Source organism: Halorubrum depositum (assembly GCF_007671725.1).
Taxonomy (GTDB): Archaea; Halobacteriota; Halobacteria; order Halobacteriales; family Haloferacaceae; genus Halorubrum; species Halorubrum depositum.
In genome coordinates this window covers 329,051-351,588 of the sequence record NZ_VCNM01000002.1, presented here as the reverse complement: position 1 = coordinate 351,588, position 22,538 = coordinate 329,051, and the positions used below count along the sequence as shown (strand labels likewise).

Genomic DNA, 22,538 nt, shown 5'->3' with positions numbered 1-22,538 from the left:
GATGAGTATCGATACACCCTCTACCGACGCCGAAGCCGAATCGAGTTCCAGTACGCCACGAACCGGATCGACGACGTTCATCAACACCAGCGGCGGTTTGCTCACGGACGAACTGGTGAGCAAGCTCCGCCAGCGTCATTGCGGGGAGTCCGCCGTCCGACCGGAGACCTTTGCGTTACCGAACAAAGAGCCGCCCGAAGAGGCCGACATCGAAGCGGAGATCGGGGATACGTGGGACACGCTTCGAGAGCGGTGGGACGAGCTCACGATGGACGAGACGCTGTTCCATATGGACGTTTCGGACGCTCGTGTGAAGTGGATCCTCAAGCTGTTCCAGAATATAGGGTTCGAACCGGTCTTCCAGCGGGAGAATCTCGAAGCGGGCGGCATCGAGGCGAACCTCTCACACAAGGGGTGGCCCGACGGGGAGATCGAAAGCTACGGTGAGATGGAGGGGCGGACGGCTCCGATTATTCATACCGTCGAACCAGAACAGAAGCTGGACGAGAAGCCGGAGAATGCTCCCCGTGGAACGAAGAGTCCGCACGATACGCTCCAGGAGTTCCTGAACGCCAGCGACGAACACGACTGGGCCGTCGTAACCAACGGGCTGACGCTCCGGGTCCTTCGAGATTTCTACCACACGTACACCCGTGGGTACGTGGAGTTCGATCTGGAGAATATGTTCACGAGCCGGAACTATGGGGACTTCCGGGCACTCTACCGGCTCTGCCACGCTACACGGTTCATCGAGCCGGTCGTAGCCGACGAAGAAGAAGATGACATCGAGACCCCGCTGGAGCAGCTGTATCAGGTCGCTCTGTCTACTGGAGTCAAGGTCGGTCAAGACCTCCAGTCCAACGTCGTAAGTGCCATCGAGACGCTGGGAACCGGACTACTCAATCAAGAAATTCGGGAATACCTCGAAGAAGGCGGTGAAGAGAAGGCCAAGGAGTACTATCAGGAAGTTCTCCTCTTAGTGTATCGCCTACTTTTCCTCATGTATGCGGAACAGCGGGGGATGATGGCTTCCCGTGATAGCCTGTACACCGACGAGTACAGCATCACGAACCTTCGGGAGAAAGCCGAAACACGCCGAAGCGGGAGTGACCGGAACACCGATCTCTGGCACGGCTTGCAGTCCACCTTCCGCCTCGTCGAGAAGGGTGACGAAGAGCTTGGTGTCCCCTGCTACAATGGGATGCTCTTCGACTCAGATCGGCTCGAATGGGTGTCTGAGAGTGAATGTTTTAACGACGATCTCTTGGACGCAATCGAGGACCTGACCCTCATTGAACACGAAGGAACTCGCCAGCGCATCTCGTACGCCGATCTCGGTGTCGAGGAGATTGGCTCCGTCTACGAGAGTCTGTTAGAATTCACACCCAAACTAGCGACCGAAGTAATTGAGCTAGAGAATCGGACAGTTTCCCGGGGAGAGTTCTATCTCGACGACCGTGGAACCGATCGGAAGGAGACAGGGAGCTACTACACGGATCCGGGACTGGTTCGAGAACTCGTTCAAAGTGCGCTCAACCCTGTCGTCGAGGATCGTCTCGAAGACGCTACCAAGACTGAGGAGCAGGAAGACGCTCTCCTCGACATCAGAGTCTGTGACCCAGCGAGTGGGAGCGGTGCGTTCCTGATCGCCGCCAACAACTTCCTCGCACAGCGACTCGCACGCATTCGATCTGACAGCGACTATCCCCCTGAAGACCAGATACGTGAGGCACGGCGAGATGTCCTGCAGCATTGCATCTATGCCGTTGACCTCAATCCGATGGCCGTTGAACTGGCAAAGGTTAGTCTGTGGATCAACTCCGCCGTGGAGGATAAACCGCTGAATTTCCTCGACCATCACATCAAATGCGGAAATTCCCTGATCGGAACCAATTCGGAACTTCTCGAAGGGGAATTCCCCGTGGATGCCTATGAAACGTCCGGTGGGCGTGACTGGCACGTCGGAAACGAGATCCGGAAGCGGGTCAGGAACGAAAACAAGGAACGGTCTAAGGGTTCCTCCGAGTCGTCGCTACAACAATGGGGTGCGGGCAAAGAGGAGTACGTGGATATCGCCGAACGACTCGATGAGATTGATGAGGAGGATACTGAAGATATCGAGAAAAAGAGGGAGCTGTACAACGAACTCCAACAGTCAGAAGCGTACCAACAAGAGAAGCTAGCGTACGATATCTGGACAGCAGCGTTTTACTGGCCTATGGATGGCTCTACGAAAGAATATCCATCTCCATCCACCATCGAAAAGGTTCGCCGGAATCCGAATCCGAATGATGGCGCACTTCAGGATCTGATAGAACGAGCTACGAAGATCGCAGAACAGCAACGGTTCTTCCACTGGGAACTTGAGTTCCCGGAGATATTTTACAACTCTGAATCCGGGTTTGACTGCGTGCTCGGTAATCCCCCCTGGGATAAAATAAAACCAGAAGAGAAACAGTGGTTTGCCGGGAAAAATGAGAAAATTGCCACTACAGATGCAAAGCGTAGTAGAAGTCGACTCATAAACGAATTAGAAGATACTGATGAGGATCTCTATACTAAATGGGAAAATTATAAGAAATCTATATCCAGTACCTCTGAATTCATCCGAAGTTCGGGAAGATATCCCTTGTCTGGTTCTGGTGAATTAAATACGTATCCAATTTTCACCGAATTAGCAGGTGTCGATATATTGGATCCGAAGGGTAGAATGGGTATGGTTGTCAAGACAGGAGTTGCGACAGACAAGGGGAATGCCGATTTCTTTTCCTACTTAATCGAAAATAATCGGATCGATTCTCTATTTGACTTCGAAAATACGGAGGGTATTTTCGCCGATGTCGAGAAGAATGAGCGCTTCTGTCTTCTCACCCTTGTTGGTAGTCAGATATCGGTAGATAAGGTTAGATTTTCGTTTTTCAATAAAAATGTAGAGATGGTACGTGATTCTGAACGGCGATATTATTTGTCTCCTGATGAGATAATTCGTATAAATCCTAACACCAAAACATGTCCTACTTTTCGGAATACTCTGGTCAAAGATATAGCTATAGAAATGTATACTGGGCTACCAGTTCTGATTAATGAGTCTGAAAATTCCAATCCTTGGGGGATCACCTACCATAGATTATTTGATATGACCCTTGATTCTGAGCTATTTGAAGACAATACTTTAGAAACTCTAAAGCAAGACTTTAATCTAAATGAATTAAATCATTTTGTTGGCGAAGGTGAAGAATATCTTCCGTTTTTTGAAGGGAAGCTATTTAACCAATTTGATCACCGATTCGGTAGCTTCGATGGGGTTGACAAAGAAAACAGGTTTGGAACAAAGGCCGAAACTAGAAAATTGTTGGCAGAAGAGAAGAAGGATCCGCATGTAGAGACATTTCCACGATATTGGTTGAACAAGGAAGAATTTAATCAAGAATTAGAAAACATTGAGTGGGAACAAGATTGGATATTTGCCTTCAGAAATGTTGCCCGTTCCCATACAGACTTCAGAACATCCGTTGGAACAATCATTCCCTGTTACCCCTGTGGCAACAGCGCCCCCGTTCTCACCTTCGATGATCCCTCAGTAGAGAAAGCTATGGTATTTACATCACTTTTCACATCTTTTGCTTTTGATTTCACTTTACGCCAGTCCATTGGCGGTGCAAATCTAAACTTATACATCCTCAAACAGCTCCCCATGCCCTCTCCTGAAACGGTTAAAAACACCACACTGGAGAAAGAGGGGGAGAAAATCAACACTTGGGACTATCTCTACGAGAGAGGTGTAAAGCTCACCTGGACCTCCCACAGTCTTGATTCCCTTGGACAAGAAACCAACTTTGAAGGTCCTTTCATTTGGGATGATGAAGAGCGACGTCAGCACCGTGCAGAGATTGATGCAGCTATTGCCAAGATCTATGGCTTATCCAGTGGTGAGTTTGAATTCATCCTGAACGAATTCAGAGTTCTCAAAGATAAAGAATCGGACGAATTCGGTGAATTCCGAAGTAAGAAGAATTGTCTCAGAGAATTTGATAAACTAAGTACTATTGAATAATTCATCAAATATTTTGAATAAATCATCAAACGCACTAGAAATATTCTTCAGATCAGAGTCCCCTGTGTAAATCACTTTCCCGGTTCTATATATTAGAAAAGTGCCATAGTTTGGTCCAATTGAAAAACGAATAGCAGGCATATCTTCTGGGTTATAATCGGACTCTTCAAGCGCATCTGATAATGTCTCTAAGTCTAGTTTAGATGAATACTCATTCACAGCTACAATATTTCGGACTTCACAATCAGCCTGATAATCTAAATCGTTCTCGTCACTAATGCCCTCTATATATGTTTTTAGCTCCGTATGTGTTTGGTATAATTCTTCAACAGATTTAGCACCAGTAATATGGAAATTGCCAGAACTGAATAACATAACTGTTGGACCATCTTCATCAAACTTGAATTTAAACCCCGAATGTATTTCCGGTTCATAATCCATATCGATAAGAGAGGACTTAGATGCGATTTTATGAAGATCTAGATCTATTTTGAAACCGCCGCCTCCAACAACATTAACGATCTCGATCATTGGGTACCAGATTTGATCTCGGTATAAAACATATCCTGCTTAAACGACTGACTTTTACTCAGGATAGTTCTAAGGTCACCGGACAAATTTCTATTAAGTAGATACATTATAGATTGGTCGAAGTTTGTTCCAATATTTCTTTAAGTTCGATAATTCTTGGCTCGATACATTCTCTTTTCTTGAGCCCTTGTATAGAGAACTTTCCGTTTGAGAACAATAGAAATGTGGTTGCGGGGTTTTCTAGTTTGACAATTATTGCTGGGAATTGCTCCGGTTCATACTGAACATCTATCTCTTCTTTTCGTAGGTCTTGTACAGCTCGCTCTAATCGGAGAGGTTCTCCAAAATCCCCGTTAACAGATATATTCGAGATTTCTATATCTCCTATTAGTTTGGCATCATGACCTATCTCCCTGACTCTTTGGATCAAAGTTTCAACATACTCGATTGCCGTTTCAGAGGAGTTAGTACCATATACTAGAATTCGCTTTTCAGACCAATCATTCCCGAGCAGGGTTAGACGGACGTTTGTATCCTCCGGGACAAATTTATAACCGGACTGGTTCCGTTCAAAACCATCAAGCTTCTCTAATGTTGTTGGATCCATCTGGACAATACACTTATATATACATAAATGGGCTCGATAAACCACACCGTTTACTTGGCAAGTTTCATCAGCCCCCGGATCCATTAGTTGTATCCCATTTAGGACGGAGTGACCTGACTCTTTTGTATTGCGAAGATTTTGATTACCAGTCGTCAATAGAGGTACTTGGGAGATCATCGAACAGGTAGTTCCCCTGTCGAGAAGAAGCAACATCAATTACTCCTGGATTCGTAATAGACAATAAGTACGTGACTGATGTTGAGATAGCGAATATTGTCGGGATACTCGATTTCCATAGGGAACTAGACTTGGCCGCTGTCTGCGATTTGTTAGAATCGTCTAACAAGGTGCTTGAAGTAAATTACTCCCCCGAGGAAAACCATTGGCTCCAAACTAAATTTGAATTTAGTGGGGATTCAAAATACGTAGCTTTCTACCGATCTGGATCCTGTGCATTGGTTGGTTGTAGCTCATTTGAGCGATTAGACCAACTTGTAGAGCTTGTTAAAGATGCTATGAGGCCGGCAATCCGAGAACCCCCTACGCTCGAAATTAAGAATATAGTGTGTGTTGGTGAATTAGACCACCAGTTGGATTTAACACACTTAGCGATTGCTGCAGGTCTTGAACAGGTTGAATATGAACCTGAGCAATTTCCGGGATTAATTTATAGAGGTAAGGATTCTGAATCGGTCTCTCTTGTCTTCGCTAGTGGGAAAGTAGTTATTATGGGAGTTACCACAATTGAGGCAGCAAATAAGTCATTTCAGGATTTCATAGCGAAGTTAGCAGAATGGGGATTTAGAGACTAATTCAGCACAAGCATTTTGTCGCACTTGGCCATCTGACAATGTAATGGCCACTCGTCTCAATCCTTTCGACGCCCTCGATAACGTCCAATCCTCCTATCGCTCCTACGTCGAGACGTTCCAGAACGTCGACGACGAGACGATCAACGCTTGGATCGAGAACCGCATTGAGACGGGGAAGGTACTGTGGAAGGAGCCGTTCGTCCAACTGAATCAGCGCTTCCAGTACGGTGATACCCTCGAAGAGTTCGTTGCGGACGATAAGCTCCACGAGGGTATTCTGGACGTGTTCACCGGGGCTGGCGGCGATCCCATCGAACCGTACAAACACCAGACCGAAGCAATTCAGTCTATCCAAGCTGGGAACAACACCATCGTCTCCACGGGTACGGGATCAGGGAAGAGCTTCGCATTCGGGATTCCAATCGTCAGCCATTGTCTCGAAGCCAAAGAGCAGGGTGAGGACGGGATCAAGGCGGTCATCATCTATCCGATGAACGCTCTGGCGAACTCCCAGTACGAGGACTTCGCAGAGCGGCTCGACGAGACGGGCCTCCGGCTGGGACTCTACACGGGCGACACGCCACACAACCCTGACGAAGCACCTGAGTTCCTCCGGCAATTCGGCCGTGAGGAGGCCTTCGACTCCGAAGTCGTCTCTCGGGAGGAGATGCAGAACGATCCGCCGGACATCCTGATGACGAACTACGTCATGCTCGACCTCATCCTTACCAGGCATGACGACAAGAAGCTCTTCCCAGAGATGCACGAGGGAGTATTACAGTATCTGGTCCTCGACGAGATTCACACCTACACCGGTCATCAGGGAGCCGATGTCGCCGCACTCGTCCGCCGACTGAAGCAGAATACCGACGCCGGAGAAGAACTCGTCTGTGTAGGTACCTCTGCGACGGTCCAGAGCGACGAGGGAATCAATGCCAACGACGAGATCGCCGAGTTCACCGGGAAGATATTCGGCGAGGAGGTCGACGCTGACAACGTCGTTCGAGAGTCTCACTATCCGCTACCCCTCTCCGACGACGAACCGCTCCCGAACGACATCGAGGTCATCGAGGAGGACATCGTAACCTTCGACGGGAGTCTCGAAGCCGCACAGGACCTTACCGAGAAGCTCCTCGACCGGGATCTGATGCCAGCCGAGACGACCGATGCGTCGGCACTCGGGAATGCGCTGGAGGATCACCCCACGATCAAGTTCCTCGACGAAGAGCTTAGCTCTCAGAGCCAGCAGATCTTCGCCGGTGAGGATGACGAAAGCGAAGACGGGAAGGACCTCGTCAGTAGCTATCAGGAACAGTACCGGCCCGACGCATCTCGGTACGACATCGAGCAGGAACTACAGGCTGCTCTGCTCGTTGGAACGGTTGGAACGACCGAGATACAGGGTGAAGAACAGCCGATCTTCATCCCGAAGCTCCACACCTTCTTCAGTCAGGGGAGTGGTCTCGTCTCCTGTCTCACCGAGGAGTCCTTCGAGGACGACGATCCTCATCTGAGTGACGCCGGCGACATCGAGTGTCGTACGTGCGCCCAAGAACACGACCGTACCCGGACTGCCTACCCGCTCTCGTTCTGTCGGGGATGCGGTCAGGAGTACTACACCACGGTCGTCGATCAAGAGAACACTGTCACACAGGGTGCGCTGAGTACCTTCGTAGACACGGAGGAAGACGAAGAGGAGGCGTACCTGATGCGGGGCGATTGGGACCGAGAAACCGCTCCACTCCCCGATGAGTGGCTGAATGACAACGGGCAGCTTCGAGACACCTATGTCGAGGCTGAACCCCGACCAGCTACCTACTGCCCGGAGTGCGACCAGCTTACCCCCGGACGAGTGGAACAGGGGCAGCTCGAATGTGGATGCTTCGCTGCGCAAGGCGTCGAGGTGATGCGAGTCAACCAGCCGTTCCTGTTCTGCCCGAACTGCGGGGTTCATTACACTCGTCGGGTCAAGAACGAGTTCAACAAGCTGTTCACGTTCGGGACGGTCGGTCGTTCGACGGCGACGGACGTTCTCATCGGAAACACGATGCGGAATCTGCCCGATAACCAGCAGAAGACTATCGCCTTCTCTGACAATCGACAGGATACTGCGTTACAGGCGGCTCACTTGAATAACCTCTACCAGCGGGTTCGATTCAGACGCTCGCTGTATCATACCCTCGCAGAGGGCGACGACGTTAGCCTCACCACGCTCGGGAACGACGTCTTCGACCTCCTCGGTGACGAGGAAGCCCTTCCGCCAGCCATCGACACGGGAATGTTCGGGCCATCGGCAGAGGACCGTCAGAACTACAGCGACTACCTGCTTTTCAACGTCATTCTCGAACTCGGTCGTGAACAGCAACGCACCCAGCAGAGCCTCGAAGACGTCGGGCTGATCGATGTCGAATACGAGAACCTCGATAAGCTTGCGGACGTCGACGATGTCTGGGACTCGATCCCCGTGCTTTCGAATGCAGATCCGACGGTGCGGGAGGAGTACGTTCACGGCTTCTTGGACATCTTCCGCCGGAGTATTGCGATAGACCACGAGAGCACCACGAACTTCGCCGACTTCAAGCGGAATGTCATCAACCAACTCGACGAAGAGGTCCATTTCCACGGGCAGGAGTTCTTCAACTTCCCGGTTGGCTACAGCGACACGGCAAGTACTAGTGGGAGACACCGTGTCCGTCGACTCACACACCCCCGCTCTCGACACGTCCGTTGGACAGCCCGTGCGTTAGACGTCGACACCGATACTGCGAAAGCGATCATCAACAGCGTCATCGACCTCATCAGCGACGACGAGGTACTCAAGCTGTTGACGCAGGAGTCGCTGAAGTACACCGGGAAGGTGTATATGCTCAACCACAGTGCGATTCGGGTCACGCACGCCGATCCCGAGGACGTGCGAGTCTGCCCGAAGTGTGGAACACCGACGACTCGGGATGAACTCGACGTCTGTCTGAACTACAGCTGCGACTCGATCACGCCCGAGGAGACGGATCTCGAATCGTCCTACTTCTACGATCTCTATACCGAGTCGTTCGACGACGCCGTCGACATCATCGCCGGCGAACACAGCGGTCAGGTTGAGAACGAGAAACGGAAGCAACTGGAGTCGGACTTCCGAGAAGGCGAGAAGGTGAACACCATCGTCTCGACGCCGACGATGGAACTCGGGATCGACATCGGTGACCTCTCGAACGTCTATATGCGAAACGTCCCGCCGAACCCGAGTAACTACGCCCAACGTTCCGGGCGAGCCGGGCGACAAAACCAGCCGTCACTCGTCACGACGTTCTGTGGCCGTGGGTTCGGACGTGGCTCCCACGACCAGTATTTCTACCGAAATCCGGAACGGATTATCGCTGGGGAGATCAGCCCGCCGACGTTCCTGCTCAACAATCAGGATCTGGTTGAGGCGCATATCAACGCTCTCGTTCTCGAACAGATCGAACTGAAATTCCAAAGCAAGCCCCGCCAGATGCTGGTCATCGAGGAGGGAAGCGACTACGAGATTATGCCCGATTATCGGGCAGATCTGGAGAATGCCGTCAAGAACAACAGACAGAAGATCATTCAAGCGGTGAAGCAAGCGTTCGCCCGTGAGCGTGAGCAGGATACCGTCGGGGAGTGGTTCACCGACGCCTTCATCGAGCGCCAGGTGGACAACTTCGTCGAGAATCTCGATGAAGCGTTCGAACCGTGGCGACGTGAGTACACCCGCCTGAGCCGTGAATTGCGGCGCTTGAACCAACTCCTCGCCACAGAAGGAGGATCGTATCAGGACCGGATCGAGCGCAACGCTATCGAAGACCGGCTTGAGGATATGCGTTCGGGGAAGAAACGCTTCTACACTTATCAGTACCTCCGCTCACAGGGATTCCTGCCGAACTACGGATTCCCCAGACAAAGTACGACTCTGACGTTCACTTCCCGAGAGGACGATATTCAGCGGGATCAGACACGGGCTATCAGCGAATTCGCCCCCGGAAATCACGTTTACTACGCTGGAGAGCGGTTTGCTGTTCGGTATGCCCGTCCCCGGACGAAGGATTCGGAGCCAGTCACTCGACATCTCCGTGTCTGTCCGGAGTGCGAGACCATCCTGATGGGAGAGGATGCTCAGGAGGCCGCAGCGTGTCCCTCCTGTGAGACAGCCTTCGATGGGACCCATCCGAATCCGAATGCGATGGAACTCCCGAACCAACACGCTCGACCAGAAGAGTACATCACCAGCGACGAGGAGGAACGCCGTCGACAGGGCTACGACATCAATAGCTACTACGAACGGTCTGATCCCCAAGCATACGAGTTAGAAGGTAATGGGATTGAGGCCCGAGTCACCTACGAGGGAAGTGCGAATATTGTCTTGGTCAATAGCGGGCTTCGAGATGCTGACGAAGACGACCTCAACGGATTCGCCCTCTGTATGGAGTGTAACCGCTGGCTGACTAGCGAGGACCAAATCGAGAGTCACGTCGACGAAGACGATCCTGATTGCTATGCTAATGCGTCAGAGGAAGCGATCAAGCGTGAGATAGAGTTGTTCTCTGAGGGACAGCACGACACGGTGACACTGACAACGCCACTCCCCAGCGATCTTGAGCCTGAGCAGACTGAAGAATTCTATCGAACCCTAAAGGAGACCGTCTATCAGGGAATTCTGGTTGCGTTCGATCTGGACGAGGAAGAGATCGACACGTTCGTGAAACCAGCGACAGGGGAACACGGACAGGTCACCATCGTAATCTACGAAACCAGTGAGGGTGGCGCAGGTGTGCTTCATTCGCTAATGGACGAAGCACGCTTCAGAAAAGCAGTTCGGGAGGCACAGACCGTCCTACACGGGGATCCCGATGACGATGGTTGTGAGCGAGCGTGTTATGAATGTCTCCTATCCTTCTACAACCAGCCGGAGCACGAGTTCCTCGACAGAACGCTCGTTGATTCGTGGTTAGGAAATATGGAAACTGCGACCCTGACGGAAGTGGCTGGTCCGAGTGAAAATGGGGGTGGCGAGAACTTTGATGAGCTACTGGAAGCCTGCGAATCCAGCTTCGAGAGTGAGGTGCTTCACGCTATTCGAGATCAAGGCTTCGAGCTTCCCGATGAAGCTCAAAAGGTCATCTATGACGGCGACGAGCCGGTCACAAAGCCGGATTTCTTCTATGAACGGCCCGGCAGCTCTATAGCAGTATTCGTCGATGGGCCTGCTCACGAGAAGGATTACGTCAAAGAAGATGACGAACACAAGCGAACGAAGCTCAAGCGAATGGGGTATAGAGTCATAGCAATCACCGATCTGGATCAGGTCGAAGAGGTGTGGGGCAATATCTGATTCCAGAGTCTGTGTCGATGCCAATCTGATTGCTAACAGAGATTGGATTGACTGCCCAGATTATGACGAAAGGTGCTGTATCCAGTTTTCTGGATTTTCTCTCGCCTCTTTCAGTATCGCCTCGTGTATTTCTCTTCTTTCGGCTTCTTCAACGACGATGTTTTCTAACTCTAGCCGTTTGATTGTACGCTGAAATTCCTCTTTGCTACGGGTGTAGAGCGTAACTCGCTCAAAGTCGGTATTACATTTAGACATGTAGTTTATATGATGATGTACTACCCCAAAGGTGCTCCCCCGGTGCGAAAGTCACAGTCCTCACCCGCCGACTGTTTTGCACGAGTAAGTTTTCGAACGTAGGCTTCCAACAGATTGAGCCGAGTTCAGATAATAGAGAGTGGATGGTACTTAACTCAGTTGAGTCTCCACATCGTCGTAAATGGCTCCCGACACAGACAGATCTGAATCAAGTCCGGATGTTATGATCTCCTATGCTCACGCCGACTCTAAGAGCATCGCAGAGGAGCTATATCAAGAACTGACTGCATATGGTCTTGAGGTCTGGTATGACGATGTAGAACTCGACCTTGGGGATGATATTCGAGAATCTATCGACAAAGCATTGAGCGAGTCCGACCACGCCGTGCTTATCATCTCTCCCTCGTATTTCGAGGGAATGTCCCAGTTTGAATTAGGTGGGGTGGTTCAGATGCACAACAACTCCGATGATAATGTTCTCATTCCGGTTTTACACAAAATGAGCTTCGAGGAATTGAGAGAAGAGAGTCCTACTTTGGCAGGAACTATCGGCATTCAGATTACAGAAGACAATGTGGATGAAGTTACCGCTGAAATCTTTTCTTCGATTGATTCCGCCGGCACCAACACGGGAGGAACCTTATCCAATGAATCTGATAACGCCAAAAGAGTCGATGTTGGCGTTACCTTGGACGATCTAGCAGATATTTCTAAGGGGTCAAAGGTGACCGTCAAAGAATGGAGAACAGAAGGCACTCCACATGACAGAGGGATTAGAGCCGTGGAAATGACGGTCGAAGATAACGGGCTTACGTATTCTGGTGCGAATTTTGTCGGGACTACCAGAGTCGTCAAAGATGAGCCGCTGGAAGGTTATGTCTCGGGGATTTCTGAGAAATCAGCCGGCAATACGGAGTTCTCTCTGCGCATTCCACAGACACGATTAAATGAGCTTTCTGATGACCCAGATGATTACAAGTCTGGACTCGTTGGGTAGTTCTTCACTCTCCAGAATACTCGTAATCTTTCAATTCCTCGTGATTGCTAAGGCCCATCTCTTCTAATTTATCCAGAACATCCCGTGCAGTCTCAAAATCGGTTTCCATCAGAATCGAATCATCTCCTCGTTCGATGATTAGTTCTACAGAATCATCATCAGGGTCCGAATCGATTTCTTCGATAGGATCAATATCGGCCATTCCAGCTAACTCAATCGTCATCCTGAATGCCGGCATATGGTAGGCCTCCACACGAGCGATGATAAAACGGTCTTTCTAGACTGATACCTCTTTGTCTCACATAGAGACTGTCGCCGGCTCTTCTACCTCTTTAACTGGGAGTTCTTCCTCTAATCGTTCTCTAATCAATTCGAGGCGCTTGTTCAGAAACTCTGGATAATTCTCGTACTCGTGTAGACTCGGATCAGATGGGACCCGGTGCTGATTGAAGTAGTCCTCTCTGCTTGCAACGGAATCTACCTTATCTTCATCGAGTCGGTCTAGCCAGTCAGTCAAATCTCGATCACTCTTTGACTGATTCTCCCCGTTTTCGGCACTAAGGAGTTGGAGATTAGCGAGGTGATCTCTATTCTCCTTGTACCAATCAATCTGTTCCGGATCTACCCCTTGGTCAAGGAGGAACTCCTCGTCACCTAATTTGCCTCGTGGGAAGATATGGTCAACCTCGTATCTCTTGTACCCTGCTCGACGGTCATCGTAGAGGTGGGTGAGGAGTACGTTCCGGCGAGACCCTGACCGATAATCTACCTCGTCCAGTAGCTCGTCCAGTACCTCGTTATCCAATCGTATGACTGCGCCACTTCCTCGAAGGTCGTTCAATATCTCGGTCGCCGGGAAGCTATCAGTTCCCGATTCCCGTATGTGTCCTCGGGCAGTCTTCAGCACCCTCTCAGACCCGATGTTTCCAAATACGCTATTCAGGACAGTCGTAGTTAACCAGTAGTGGATCGACTGGCGATCCTGTGATGTAGCAGGCGTATCCTTTTCGTAGAGGTACTGGATGACTGGTGTCACAACGTTTTTACTGGAAAGCGCTCCGCTGTGGAATCCAATTTCCGATGAAAGCTGGAAGGTGTCAATGATCGCCTGCTCAAACTCCTCGTCTTGGAAGATGTTTTCAGCCTCTCTCAGTCGGTCACCGTCATATCGTCCATCCTTACGAAATGCCGGGCGTTCGTCGGCGAACAGTAGGAGAGTCCGGAGTACGAAGTTCTTCCCGAACGTGAACCCGTAGTCGGATAGTTCCTCATTTGCCGAGAGTTTCTCGGTGAACCTCTCAATCTGCTTTTTTGCATCCGTTGGTTTGCTCTCGTCATCTACTCGCTCCCAGTAGCCAGTAAGAAGAGCGAGAAGAATATCCACCCCGCTCAGAACTTTTCCCGCTTTGTTTCGACGTATGAATAGCTCACGGGCTGTTCTTTCGTCTGTGTGAGTCGTCTCGTAGAGAATTGCCTCACGCTGATTGACGCCCCACCAGAGACGTTCTAAGTTCTTTTCGACCTTCGGAACTGCATCTGCTTCGACTTTGCTCTGTATCTCGGGGAGCTTCTCTTCCAGTAGCGTCTCTTTCTCGACAAACGACTCAGAAGTCAGAGAATCCGAATCAGTCACAAGCTCATTGACTGGGAACCAGTAACTATCACCGGACTCGCTCAGCCCTCTCCCTTTTCGGAAATCAAAGTCATACACGAGATCTCGGTCGTGGTCTTCGGTCTTATCGCCCGACAACAGATCAAAGTGCAATTCCCGTTGATTCCACGCTCCTCGATTGCTCTTCCATCCGCCGTGTTTGCGAGTCGTGAAGCTCCCCATCAGACTCAGATAGAAGGATGTGAGCCGCTGTTGGCCGTCGAGCACCAGCGAATAAGAGTCGGGGAGTTCTTCGAAGTTGAATCGCTGGCTGTACCGTTGTGGACCATCGTCCCACGAATATGCTCGTTCATCGACATAGTGTTGAATAAATGAGTATGCGGGTTCTGTCCGCACTCCGTCACCCTCGTCTTCCCAGATGAGGAGAGAACCCAACGGCAGGCCTCGGAGCAAAGAGTCCCATAGCATCTTGATCTGTTTTTGTTTCCAGCAGTAATCCCGCTGGAGGCATGGGATGAAAAGCGAATTATTCAACCGTGGAAGTATATCACGAACACTCTCCGTCTCCGGAGTTGCCTCGACCGGCATAATGAGGAGGAGTTGTCATAGAATACTGAAATAGATTGGGCTGTGTCGTCGTGTGATGATACATAAAGAGGGTCTATGAGCCAACCTCAATAGAATCAGAACAACTCCAAGCCTCGCAGTAGCTCACTCTCCGTATCCACTTCAACCGGAACTGGAAAATCAAAGATGTCAGCCACGAACTTCTTAGAACCGATTGACCAAGCCGTGCCCCTATAGACTATCATCCACCGGTCTAGATGCAGTACCGCATCTCGCCCCCTGATTTGAAACCGATATACAGATTCTCCTTGCAATTCGGCCGAGAAGTCGGTGACGACGTCATCAATGTACTGTGCGACTCTGTACGCATCATCCCACGATTTAACGCTCACAGCCGCACGCAATTCCAGAAACTGAATGTGAACTCGTCCCGAGCCCTCCTGATACAATCGCAGGTCGTAGACTCCCTCTCTGCTAACGGAGTACCGCTCTGTTCTCACCCTGTTAGGAACAGCGTCCGCAAAAAGCGGACTAAGAGCCGATGTTCCAGCCATTTCGAGAAACCGGCGACGAATCATGTTAGGACCATCACCACCCCATACATAACGAGACTCAGGAGACCCAGACCAAGACCGAAAGCCAACGCAAACGCCACGATACGTCCCGGAATCATACGTCAACCCAAACCCCATCCGCTGGGCACATTATCTGACTTGCCCCTCCGATGAATCCCCCACCTTTAGAGCGGAACCCCTCTCCGGCCACGCAATCATTGCAGACGAACGTCTCACAACAGCGTAGCTCAACCCCTCTTGACCACTCCCCGCAGAAGACACATTCCTCGGCCATTATCTGAACCCCCCTTCCTGCGTGACGACCGAATCCATCGCCCGGCTCCACTCATCGACATCCCTCAATACGAAATCATAGATACGATAGAACTGTTCCTCACACGCCTCTCTATCGTGGTTCTCTACCGAAATCGAGAGGTTCCCGATACTCACGTCAATCTTCGTCCGTTCTGTCTCCTTGCCCCCGTCCTCGCCATCCTCAGCACCATCTTCATCGGTGGAAGGATGTCCAGACATCGTTACTCACCCAGCCCGAAAATCGACAGTTGCTCTTCCTCTATTGCCTCCATTTCGCCCCGTAGACTGTGACGCATTAGCGCCTCCATCTCGTCAGAGGCCATGTCTACCATATCCCCTAGCTCCTTTTCCTCAGACTTCAGGCGGACACTCAAGTCGTATGCCTTGATTTCGACCTCTTCGGGGTGCGTCCGACGATTTACACCCTCGTCAGTCTCTACATCAATACTCTCTTCTCGACCGTCGCTGGAGCTATGGCTGTCGCTCCCATCAGGTGCTTCACTCATTAGCTGAAAACCTCACTCAGATATTGGGCTGGTTACCACTTAATTGCTGCATATATTTGCGCTCGAAAACCCGCAGTGATAACTACTGTAGCTCTTCCCGCTGTTCTTCGAAGAGTTCCTCTAACCGTTCCCGCTCCTCATCATCTTCGACGTGCCGGACAGCATAAGAGAAGCCGTGTAGGAATTGTTCTTCGGCTATCTCGGTCTCAGCATCGCTTGGATCGTGGATACCCATCGCTTCCGACAGCTTCTCTTTGAGGTCGTCTCTGGATAGAACCATACTCCGCACTCTCGCCCGGAGCACTTACAGATTTGGCTCTCGAAAACTCCCATACACCGATACCCTGCGTGTTGCCACAACTTGGGATCACCAACCACCCAACTGACAGAAAACGCCAGAACCCCGAAGTAAGAGCCTATCCTTCGGGTTCAGTTTGGCGGTGCGGTGCGTTGCAGCAGGATGGGCGCTGCAGGATTTGAACCCGCGGCAACTTGGTCCGAAGCCAAGCACTCTATCCAGACTGAGCTAAGCGCCCGTACCCTTTGCTATCTCGCTGGACGTTTTAACTCCCGCGGTTCGGAAGCGTCCGGAAGTCGTCGCCGACGGCGGTCGAGTTCGCTCCCGCGAGCGATCAAAAAGAATATTATCGGGACTGGGTATGTTCCCCCTAGTAGATGTGTCTTGGTCGTACGGCCTCCCAGCCGAACGAGTGGCCCGGGTCTGTCCCGCCGTCGAGGTACCTCCATGTATGACCTGAGGCCGCACTTCGAGGAGGCTGTCGACCCCGGGACGAACCTCCTCTTCGCCGGTCCACCGCTGACCGGCAAGCGGTCCATGATGATGGACGTGTTGGCCGCCGGCACCGAGCGCGGCGACGGCGCGATCGTCGTCACCACGAAGGACGGCGCCGACCGCGTGCTGAAGGATTACGAGAAGCGGACGCCGTACGAGGGGAAGCCCGTCGCCGTCGTCGACTGTGTCACGCGCCAACAGGGCGTCAACGACGCCCGCGAGTCGGACCGGATCAAGTACGCCTCCTCGCCGGTGGACATGACCGGCATCGGTATCAAGCTCTCGGAGTTCCTGCAGGCGTTCGGCGACCGCGGCATCGACCAGAACCGCGTGATGGTCCACTCGCTGTCGACGCTGCTGATGTACTCGGACCTCCAGACGGTGTTCCGGTTCCTTCACGTGTTCACCGGGCGCATCCAGAGCGTGAACGGGCTGGGGCTGTTCAGCATCGACTCGACCTCCCACGACGACCAGGCGATGAACACCCTCAAACAGCTCTTCGACGGCGTTGTCACGCTCTCCGAGGACGGCGAGCCCGAGATCCGGCTGGCCTGAGTCGGTCGATCCGGCCTCTGCCGGTCCGGCTGACCTCGAGTTCGAGTGATGGACTTAATCGCCGCCGCCGCGAACGTTCAGCTATGCCCGTCACCGACGACGAGGAACTCGACCGGCTGCTCGACGCCGACACGATCGCCGTGATCGGCTGCTCGCGAACCCCCGGAAAGGCCGCGCACGACGTGCCAGCGTACCTCCAGCGGCACGGCTATCGGATCGTTCCGGTGAACCCCTTCGCCGACGAGGTCATCGGCGAACCCGCCTTCGACGCGCTCGCGGACGTCGACGCCGAAATCGACCTCGTGAACGTGTTCCGGCCGAGCGAGACGATACCGGAGGTCCTCGAGGAGGTGCGCGAGCGCCACGCGGCGCGCGGCGACGCGGGCGCGGCGTGGCTCCAACTCGGGATCAGCCACGACGAGGCGGCCGCCGCCGCGGAGGCCGACGGGATCGAGGTGGTACAGGACCGCTGTATGAAGGTCGAACACGGCCGCCTCCGCGGGTGAGGCGCGGGTCGGATCCGATCGGGGCCCTACCCCTCCCACTCCTCGAACGACCGATACACGCCCTTCGAGAGGTAGCGTTCGGAGGAGTCTGGGAACACGGTGACGACCGCGTCGTGTGGCGCGTCGACGTCGCCGTCGCGGATCCCGCGGGCGACCCGCTTGGCCGCGATCGCGTTCGCGGCCGCGGAGGAGGCGACGAGGTGGCCCTCCTCGCTCGCGAGCCGAGCCATCTCCTCGTGGACCTCGCGGTCGGGGATCGGTCGGATGTCGTCGACGAGCGCGGGGTCGAACAGCTCGTTGGTCTCGATGTCGTGGGTGCCGATCCCTTCCGTCTTGTACGCCTCGTGCTCGACCGCCTCGCCGAGGAATTCGCGGTACGCTGAGCCGGCGGGCTCGACCGCGACGACGTGCGTCTCGGGGTCGCGCTCGCGGAAGTAGCGGGCCATCCCCATCAGCGTCCCGCCCGTGCCGCAGCCGACGACCACGGCCCCGACCTCGCCGTCGAGCGCCTCGTCGATCTCGGGGGCGGTGGTCTCGTAGTGGGCCTCGGCGTTGAGCGGGTTCGAGAACTGCTGGGGGACGACGGCGTCGTCGAGCTCGTCGGCGATCTCGTGGGCGCGGTCGATGGCGAACCCCATCCCGTCCTCGCTCGGGGTGTTGACCACCTCCGCGCCGAGCGCGCGCATGAGCTGCTGTTTCTCCACCGAGAACCGCTCGGGGACGACGAACACGGCGTTCAGCCCGAGCTGTCTCGCCGCGACCGCCAACCCGATCCCGGTGTTGCCGGCGGTCGGCTCGACGACGGTGCCGCCCTCGCCGACGTCGCCGCGCTCGCGCATGCGTTCGAGCATGTACTTCCCGATCCGGTCTTTGACGCTCGCGCCGGGGTTGAACGACTCCAGCTTCGCGTACACCGGCACCGCGTCCGGCGAGTCGTGCACCCGGACGAGCGGCGTCTCCCCGATCGTCTCCAGCACCGACGACAGGGGCTCCCGATGGGTCGTCATGTCTCCGCAGTCGGTGCCGCCCCTTTTGCGTGTTTCCATGGCCGCTCGGGCCGCCCTCTGTCGTCGTCGGCGGCGGGCGTTGCCGACGACCGCGGTGCCCACCGCGTCGACGGCGGGCGTTGCCGGGGGCTCGGAGCGAACGACCGCCGCCTCGAAGCGCGCGAGCCCGTGCCGGGGATCGAACAAACTTATGCCCCTCGTCCGGTTCCGAAGAGATATGAGCGAGACCGATGCGCAGGCCGACGTGACGGTCGTCCTTCCGGACGGATCAGAGCTGGACGTTCCGGCGGGGGCGACAGTCGAGGACGTCGCCTTCGAGATCGGCCCCGGGCTCGGTCGCGACACCGTCGCGGGGAAGATCGACGGCGAGCTCGTCGAGAAGCACGCGACGGTCCACGACGGCGCGCGGATCGAGATCGTCACCGACCAGTCCGACGAGTACCTCACGGTGCTGCGCCACTCGGCCGCCCACGTCTTCGCGCAGGCCCTCCAGCGGCTCCACCCCGAGGCGACCCTGACTATCGGCCCCCCGACCGACGACGGGTTCTACTACGACGTGACCGACGTCGACCTCGACGAGGACGACCTCGCCGCCATCGAGGAGGAGATGGAGGCGATCATCGAGGCCGACTACGACATCGAGCGCGAGGTCCGGTCCCGCGAGGAGGCGAAAGAGATCTACGCCGACAACGAGTACAAGCTCCAGATCCTCGACGAGGAGGCCGACGACGAGGAGGTTACCTTCTACGCGCAAGACGACTGGCGGGACCTCTGTCAGGGTCCGCACGTCGAGTCGACGGGCGAGATCGGCGCGGCGGCCCTATTGGAGGTCTCCGCCGCCTACTGGCGCGGCGACGAGGAGAACGACACGCTCACGCGCGTCTACGGCACCGCCTTCGCCTCCGAGTCCGACCTCGAGGAGCACCTCGAACTGCGCGAGGAGGCGTTAGAGCGCGATCACCGGAAGATCGGCCAGGAGATGAACCTCTTCTCGATCCCGACGGTGTCCGGGCCGGGGCTCCCGCTGTACCACCCGCCGGGCAAGACCGTGCTCCGCGAGCTCTCGAATTTCGCGAACGAGCTCAACCGCGAGAACGGCTACGAGGAGGTCGAGACTCCTCACGTGTTCCGCACGGAGCTGTGGAAGAAGTCCGGCCACTACGAGAACTACAAGGACGACATGTTCCTCCTCGACGTCAACGACGAGGAGTACGGGCTCAAGCCGATGAACTGCCCGGGCCACGCGACCATCTTCGACCAGCAGTCGTGGTCGTACCGGGACCTCCCGCAGCGCTACTTCGAGAACGGGAAGGTGTACCGGAAGGAGCAGCGCGGTGAGCTCTCCGGGCTCTCGCGCGTCTGGTCGTTCACCATCGACGACGGCCACCTGTTCGTCCGCCCCGACCAGATCCGTCAGGAGATCGAGTCCGTCATCGAGATGATCTTCGAGGTCGTCGAGACGCTCGACCTGGACGTCGAGGTCGCGCTGGCGACCCGCCCGGAGAAGTCGGTCGGCGGCGACGAGATCTGGGAGTCCGCCGAGGAGCAGCTCCGCGACGTGCTGGAGTCCGGCGGCTACGACTACGACGTCGAGCCCGGCGACGGCGCCTTCTACGGCCCGAAGATCGACTTCGGCTTCGAGGACGCGCTCGGCCGCGTCTGGGACGGCCCCACCGTCCAGCTCGACTTCAACATGCCCGACCGGTTCGACCTGACGTACACCGGCGAGGACAACGAGGACCACCAGCCGGTGATGATCCACCGAGCGCTGTACGGGAGCTACGAGCGCTTCTTCATGGTGCTCATCGAGCACTTCGACGGCGACTTCCCGCTGTGGCTCGCGCCCGAACAGGTCCGGATCCTCCCCGTCTCCGACGGGACGCTCGGCTACGCGCACCGCGTCAAAAACGATCTCGAGGACGCCGGCTTCCGCGTCGAGGTCGAGGACCGCGACTGGACGGTCGGCCGCAAGATCCGCGCCGGGCACGACGACCGGCTCCCGTACATGGTCATCGTCGGCGACGACGAGCAGGAGGCCGGCACCGTCTCGGTGCGCGACCGCTTCGAGAACCAGCGCGGCGACGTCGATCTCGACGCCTTCGTCGACCACCTCGTCGAGGAGCGCGACGAGAAGCGGACGGAACCGGACTTCGTCGACGCGGCGTAGGCGGCGCGTAAGCGGCGAGAGCGACGCGAAGGCGACCCCCCGTCGCCGCCTCAGCTCTCGGACGCGTTCCGCCGCGTTTTTGACGCTCACCGCCGCGAACTCTTGTATGAGCGACACGCCGCTGGCACGCAGCGCAGTCGACGACGCCCCCGACGTGGGGGAGCTGACGCCGCCCGACCGCACGCTGATGGGCCCCGGGCCGAGCGACGTCGACCCGCGGGTGTTGAGGGCGATGAGCACGCCGCTCGTCGGCCACCTCGACCCCTCGTTCGTCGAGATCATGGACGAGGTCCAGGAGCTGCTCCGGTACACCTTCAGGACCGACAACCAGTGGACCATTCCGGTGTCCGGGACCGGCTCCGCGTCGATGGAGGCCGCGATCGGGAACCTCGTCGAACCGGGCGACACGATGCTGGTCCCGACGAACGGCTACTTCGGCGGGCGGATGAGGTCGATGGCCGAGCGCGCGGGCGGCGAGGTCGTCGAGGTGTCTGCGCCGTGGGGCGAGCCCCTCGACCCCGTCGACGTCGAGCGCGCGTTCGACGAGCACCAGCCGGACGTGTTCGGCTTCGTCCACGCCGAGACGAGCACCGGCGTCCGCCAGCCCGACGTGCCCGCGCTGACCGAGATCGCACACGCCCACGACGCGTACGTGATCGCCGACTGCGTCACGTCGCTCGGGGGCGTTGAGCTGCGCGTCGACGAGTGGGACGTCGACGTCGCCTACTCCGGGCCGCAGAAGTGCCTCTCCTGTCCGCCCGGCGCGAGCCCCCTGACGCTCAACGACCGCGCGATGGACAAGGTGCTCGACCGTGAGGAGGAACCGCGGTCGTGGTACCTCGACCTCTCCCTCTTGGAGGGGTACTGGGGCGACGACCGCGCGTACCACCACACCGCGCCGATCACGAACGTGTACGCGCTCCGCGAGGCGCTCCGGCTGATCGCCGAGGAGGGGATCGAGGAGCGGTGGGCCCGCCACCGCGCCGTCGCCGGCGAGCTGAAGGCGGGGCTGCAGGACCTCGGCCTCGAGATGAACGCCGCCGACGACTACTGGCTGCCGAGCCTGAACGCCGTGCGCGTCCCCGACGGGGTCGACGACGGCGCCGTCATCGAGCGCCTCCTCGACGAGTACGACCTCGAGATCGCCTCCGGCCTCGGTGACCTCGAGGGGGACATCTGGCGGATCGGCTGCATGGGCCGCTCCGCCCGCAAGAAGAACGTCGAGTACCTGCTCGCCGCGCTGGAGGACGCGCTCGCCGAGCAGGGGTACGAGGCCTGATCCGGGGCCGAGCCGTCGGTCGCCTCCTCGATCGACCGACGGCGGGCGATACCCCGACTTCGGAGCACGGTACC

General features: G+C 55.4%; 16 protein-coding genes and 1 tRNA gene. 8 read left to right on the top strand and 9 right to left on the bottom strand.

The window, feature by feature from the left end:
* The first annotated feature begins 1 nt into the window (after window position 1).
* Window positions 2-4,054 (top strand): Eco57I restriction-modification methylase domain-containing protein, encoded by a 4,053-nt coding sequence (locus tag FGM06_RS09215; protein ID WP_144798971.1) that lies wholly within the window; start codon window positions 2-4, stop codon window positions 4,052-4,054.
* On the opposite strand, the gene FGM06_RS09210 is transcribed toward FGM06_RS09215, so the two are convergent.
* Both FGM06_RS09210 and FGM06_RS09205 read right to left on the bottom strand, forming a co-directional pair.
* A complete protein-coding gene (locus FGM06_RS09210) occupies window positions 4,037-4,585 on the bottom strand; it encodes a TATA-box-binding protein (RefSeq protein ID WP_144798970.1) in 549 nt (182 codons plus the stop codon). The genes FGM06_RS09215 and FGM06_RS09210 overlap by 18 nt on opposite strands.
* Window positions 4,586-4,691: 106 nt before the next feature.
* On the bottom strand, window positions 4,692-5,192 hold the full coding sequence (locus FGM06_RS09205) for a TBP family protein (RefSeq protein ID WP_186310994.1): 501 nt from the start codon (window positions 5,190-5,192) through the stop codon (window positions 4,692-4,694).
* A gap of 248 nt (window positions 5,193-5,440) precedes the next feature.
* Between FGM06_RS09205 and FGM06_RS09200 the strand changes: the two genes are divergently transcribed.
* From FGM06_RS09200 to FGM06_RS09190, 3 genes are all read left to right on the top strand, one after another.
* On the top strand, window positions 5,441-6,004 hold the full coding sequence (locus FGM06_RS09200; protein ID WP_144798968.1) for a TATA-box-binding protein: 564 nt from the start codon (window positions 5,441-5,443) through the stop codon (window positions 6,002-6,004).
* A 43-nt stretch (window positions 6,005-6,047) separates the two neighbouring features.
* Window positions 6,048-11,351, top strand: a complete 5,304-nt coding sequence (locus tag FGM06_RS09195; RefSeq protein WP_144798967.1) for a DEAD/DEAH box helicase — start codon at window positions 6,048-6,050, stop codon at window positions 11,349-11,351.
* A gap of 436 nt (window positions 11,352-11,787) precedes the next feature.
* Window positions 11,788-12,603: a toll/interleukin-1 receptor domain-containing protein gene (locus FGM06_RS09190; protein WP_144798966.1), complete on the top strand. Its 816-nt coding sequence runs from the start codon at window positions 11,788-11,790 to the stop codon at window positions 12,601-12,603.
* A 4-nt stretch (window positions 12,604-12,607) separates the two neighbouring features.
* Here the strand turns inward: FGM06_RS09190 and FGM06_RS09185 are convergent, their stop codons facing one another.
* The 6 genes from FGM06_RS09185 to FGM06_RS09155 all read right to left on the bottom strand — a co-directional run bounded on the left by FGM06_RS09185 (window position 12,608) and on the right by FGM06_RS09155 (window position 16,693).
* The gene (locus FGM06_RS09185) at window positions 12,608-12,856 is read right to left on the bottom strand and encodes a hypothetical protein (protein ID WP_144798965.1); all 249 of its coding nucleotides are present in this window, start codon (window positions 12,854-12,856) and stop codon (window positions 12,608-12,610) included.
* Window positions 12,857-12,901: 45 nt separating this feature from the next.
* Complete coding sequence (locus FGM06_RS09180) at window positions 12,902-14,803, bottom strand: DUF262 domain-containing protein (protein ID WP_144798964.1); 1,902 nt, start codon at window positions 14,801-14,803, stop codon at window positions 12,902-12,904.
* An 827-nt stretch (window positions 14,804-15,630) separates the two neighbouring features.
* On the bottom strand, window positions 15,631-15,870 hold the full coding sequence (locus FGM06_RS09170; protein WP_144798962.1) for a hypothetical protein: 240 nt from the start codon (window positions 15,868-15,870) through the stop codon (window positions 15,631-15,633).
* A 2-nt stretch (window positions 15,871-15,872) separates the two neighbouring features.
* The gene (locus FGM06_RS09165) at window positions 15,873-16,157 is read right to left on the bottom strand and encodes a hypothetical protein (RefSeq protein WP_144798961.1); all 285 of its coding nucleotides are present in this window, start codon (window positions 16,155-16,157) and stop codon (window positions 15,873-15,875) included.
* Window positions 16,158-16,239: 82 nt separating this feature from the next.
* Complete coding sequence (locus FGM06_RS09160) at window positions 16,240-16,437, bottom strand: hypothetical protein (protein ID WP_144798960.1); 198 nt, start codon at window positions 16,435-16,437, stop codon at window positions 16,240-16,242.
* 181 nt (window positions 16,438-16,618) lie between these two features.
* Window positions 16,619-16,693: transfer RNA gene (locus FGM06_RS09155), tRNA-Arg, on the bottom strand.
* A gap of 209 nt (window positions 16,694-16,902) precedes the next feature.
* Here FGM06_RS09155 and FGM06_RS09150 point away from each other — a divergent pair.
* Both FGM06_RS09150 and FGM06_RS09145 read left to right on the top strand, forming a co-directional pair.
* Window positions 16,903-17,505 carry an RAD55 family ATPase gene (locus tag FGM06_RS09150; RefSeq protein WP_144798959.1) on the top strand — a complete coding sequence of 201 codons (603 nt, stop codon included), beginning with the start codon at window positions 16,903-16,905 and terminating at the stop codon, window positions 17,503-17,505.
* An 83-nt stretch (window positions 17,506-17,588) separates the two neighbouring features.
* Window positions 17,589-18,011 (top strand): CoA-binding protein, encoded by a 423-nt coding sequence (locus FGM06_RS09145; protein WP_144798958.1) that lies wholly within the window; start codon window positions 17,589-17,591, stop codon window positions 18,009-18,011.
* 26 nt (window positions 18,012-18,037) lie between these two features.
* Here the strand turns inward: FGM06_RS09145 and FGM06_RS09140 are convergent, their stop codons facing one another.
* Window positions 18,038-19,018 (bottom strand): PLP-dependent cysteine synthase family protein, encoded by a 981-nt coding sequence (locus FGM06_RS09140; RefSeq protein ID WP_144798957.1) that lies wholly within the window; start codon window positions 19,016-19,018, stop codon window positions 18,038-18,040.
* A gap of 190 nt (window positions 19,019-19,208) precedes the next feature.
* Between FGM06_RS09140 and thrS the strand changes: the two genes are divergently transcribed.
* On the top strand, window positions 19,209-21,185 hold the full coding sequence (gene thrS, locus FGM06_RS09135; protein ID WP_186310993.1) for a threonine--tRNA ligase: 1,977 nt from the start codon (window positions 19,209-19,211) through the stop codon (window positions 21,183-21,185).
* Window positions 21,186-21,291: 106 nt separating this feature from the next.
* Window positions 21,292-22,464 (top strand): pyridoxal-phosphate-dependent aminotransferase family protein, encoded by a 1,173-nt coding sequence (locus FGM06_RS09130; protein ID WP_144798955.1) that lies wholly within the window; start codon window positions 21,292-21,294, stop codon window positions 22,462-22,464.
* Window positions 22,465-22,538: the final 74 nt, after the last annotated feature.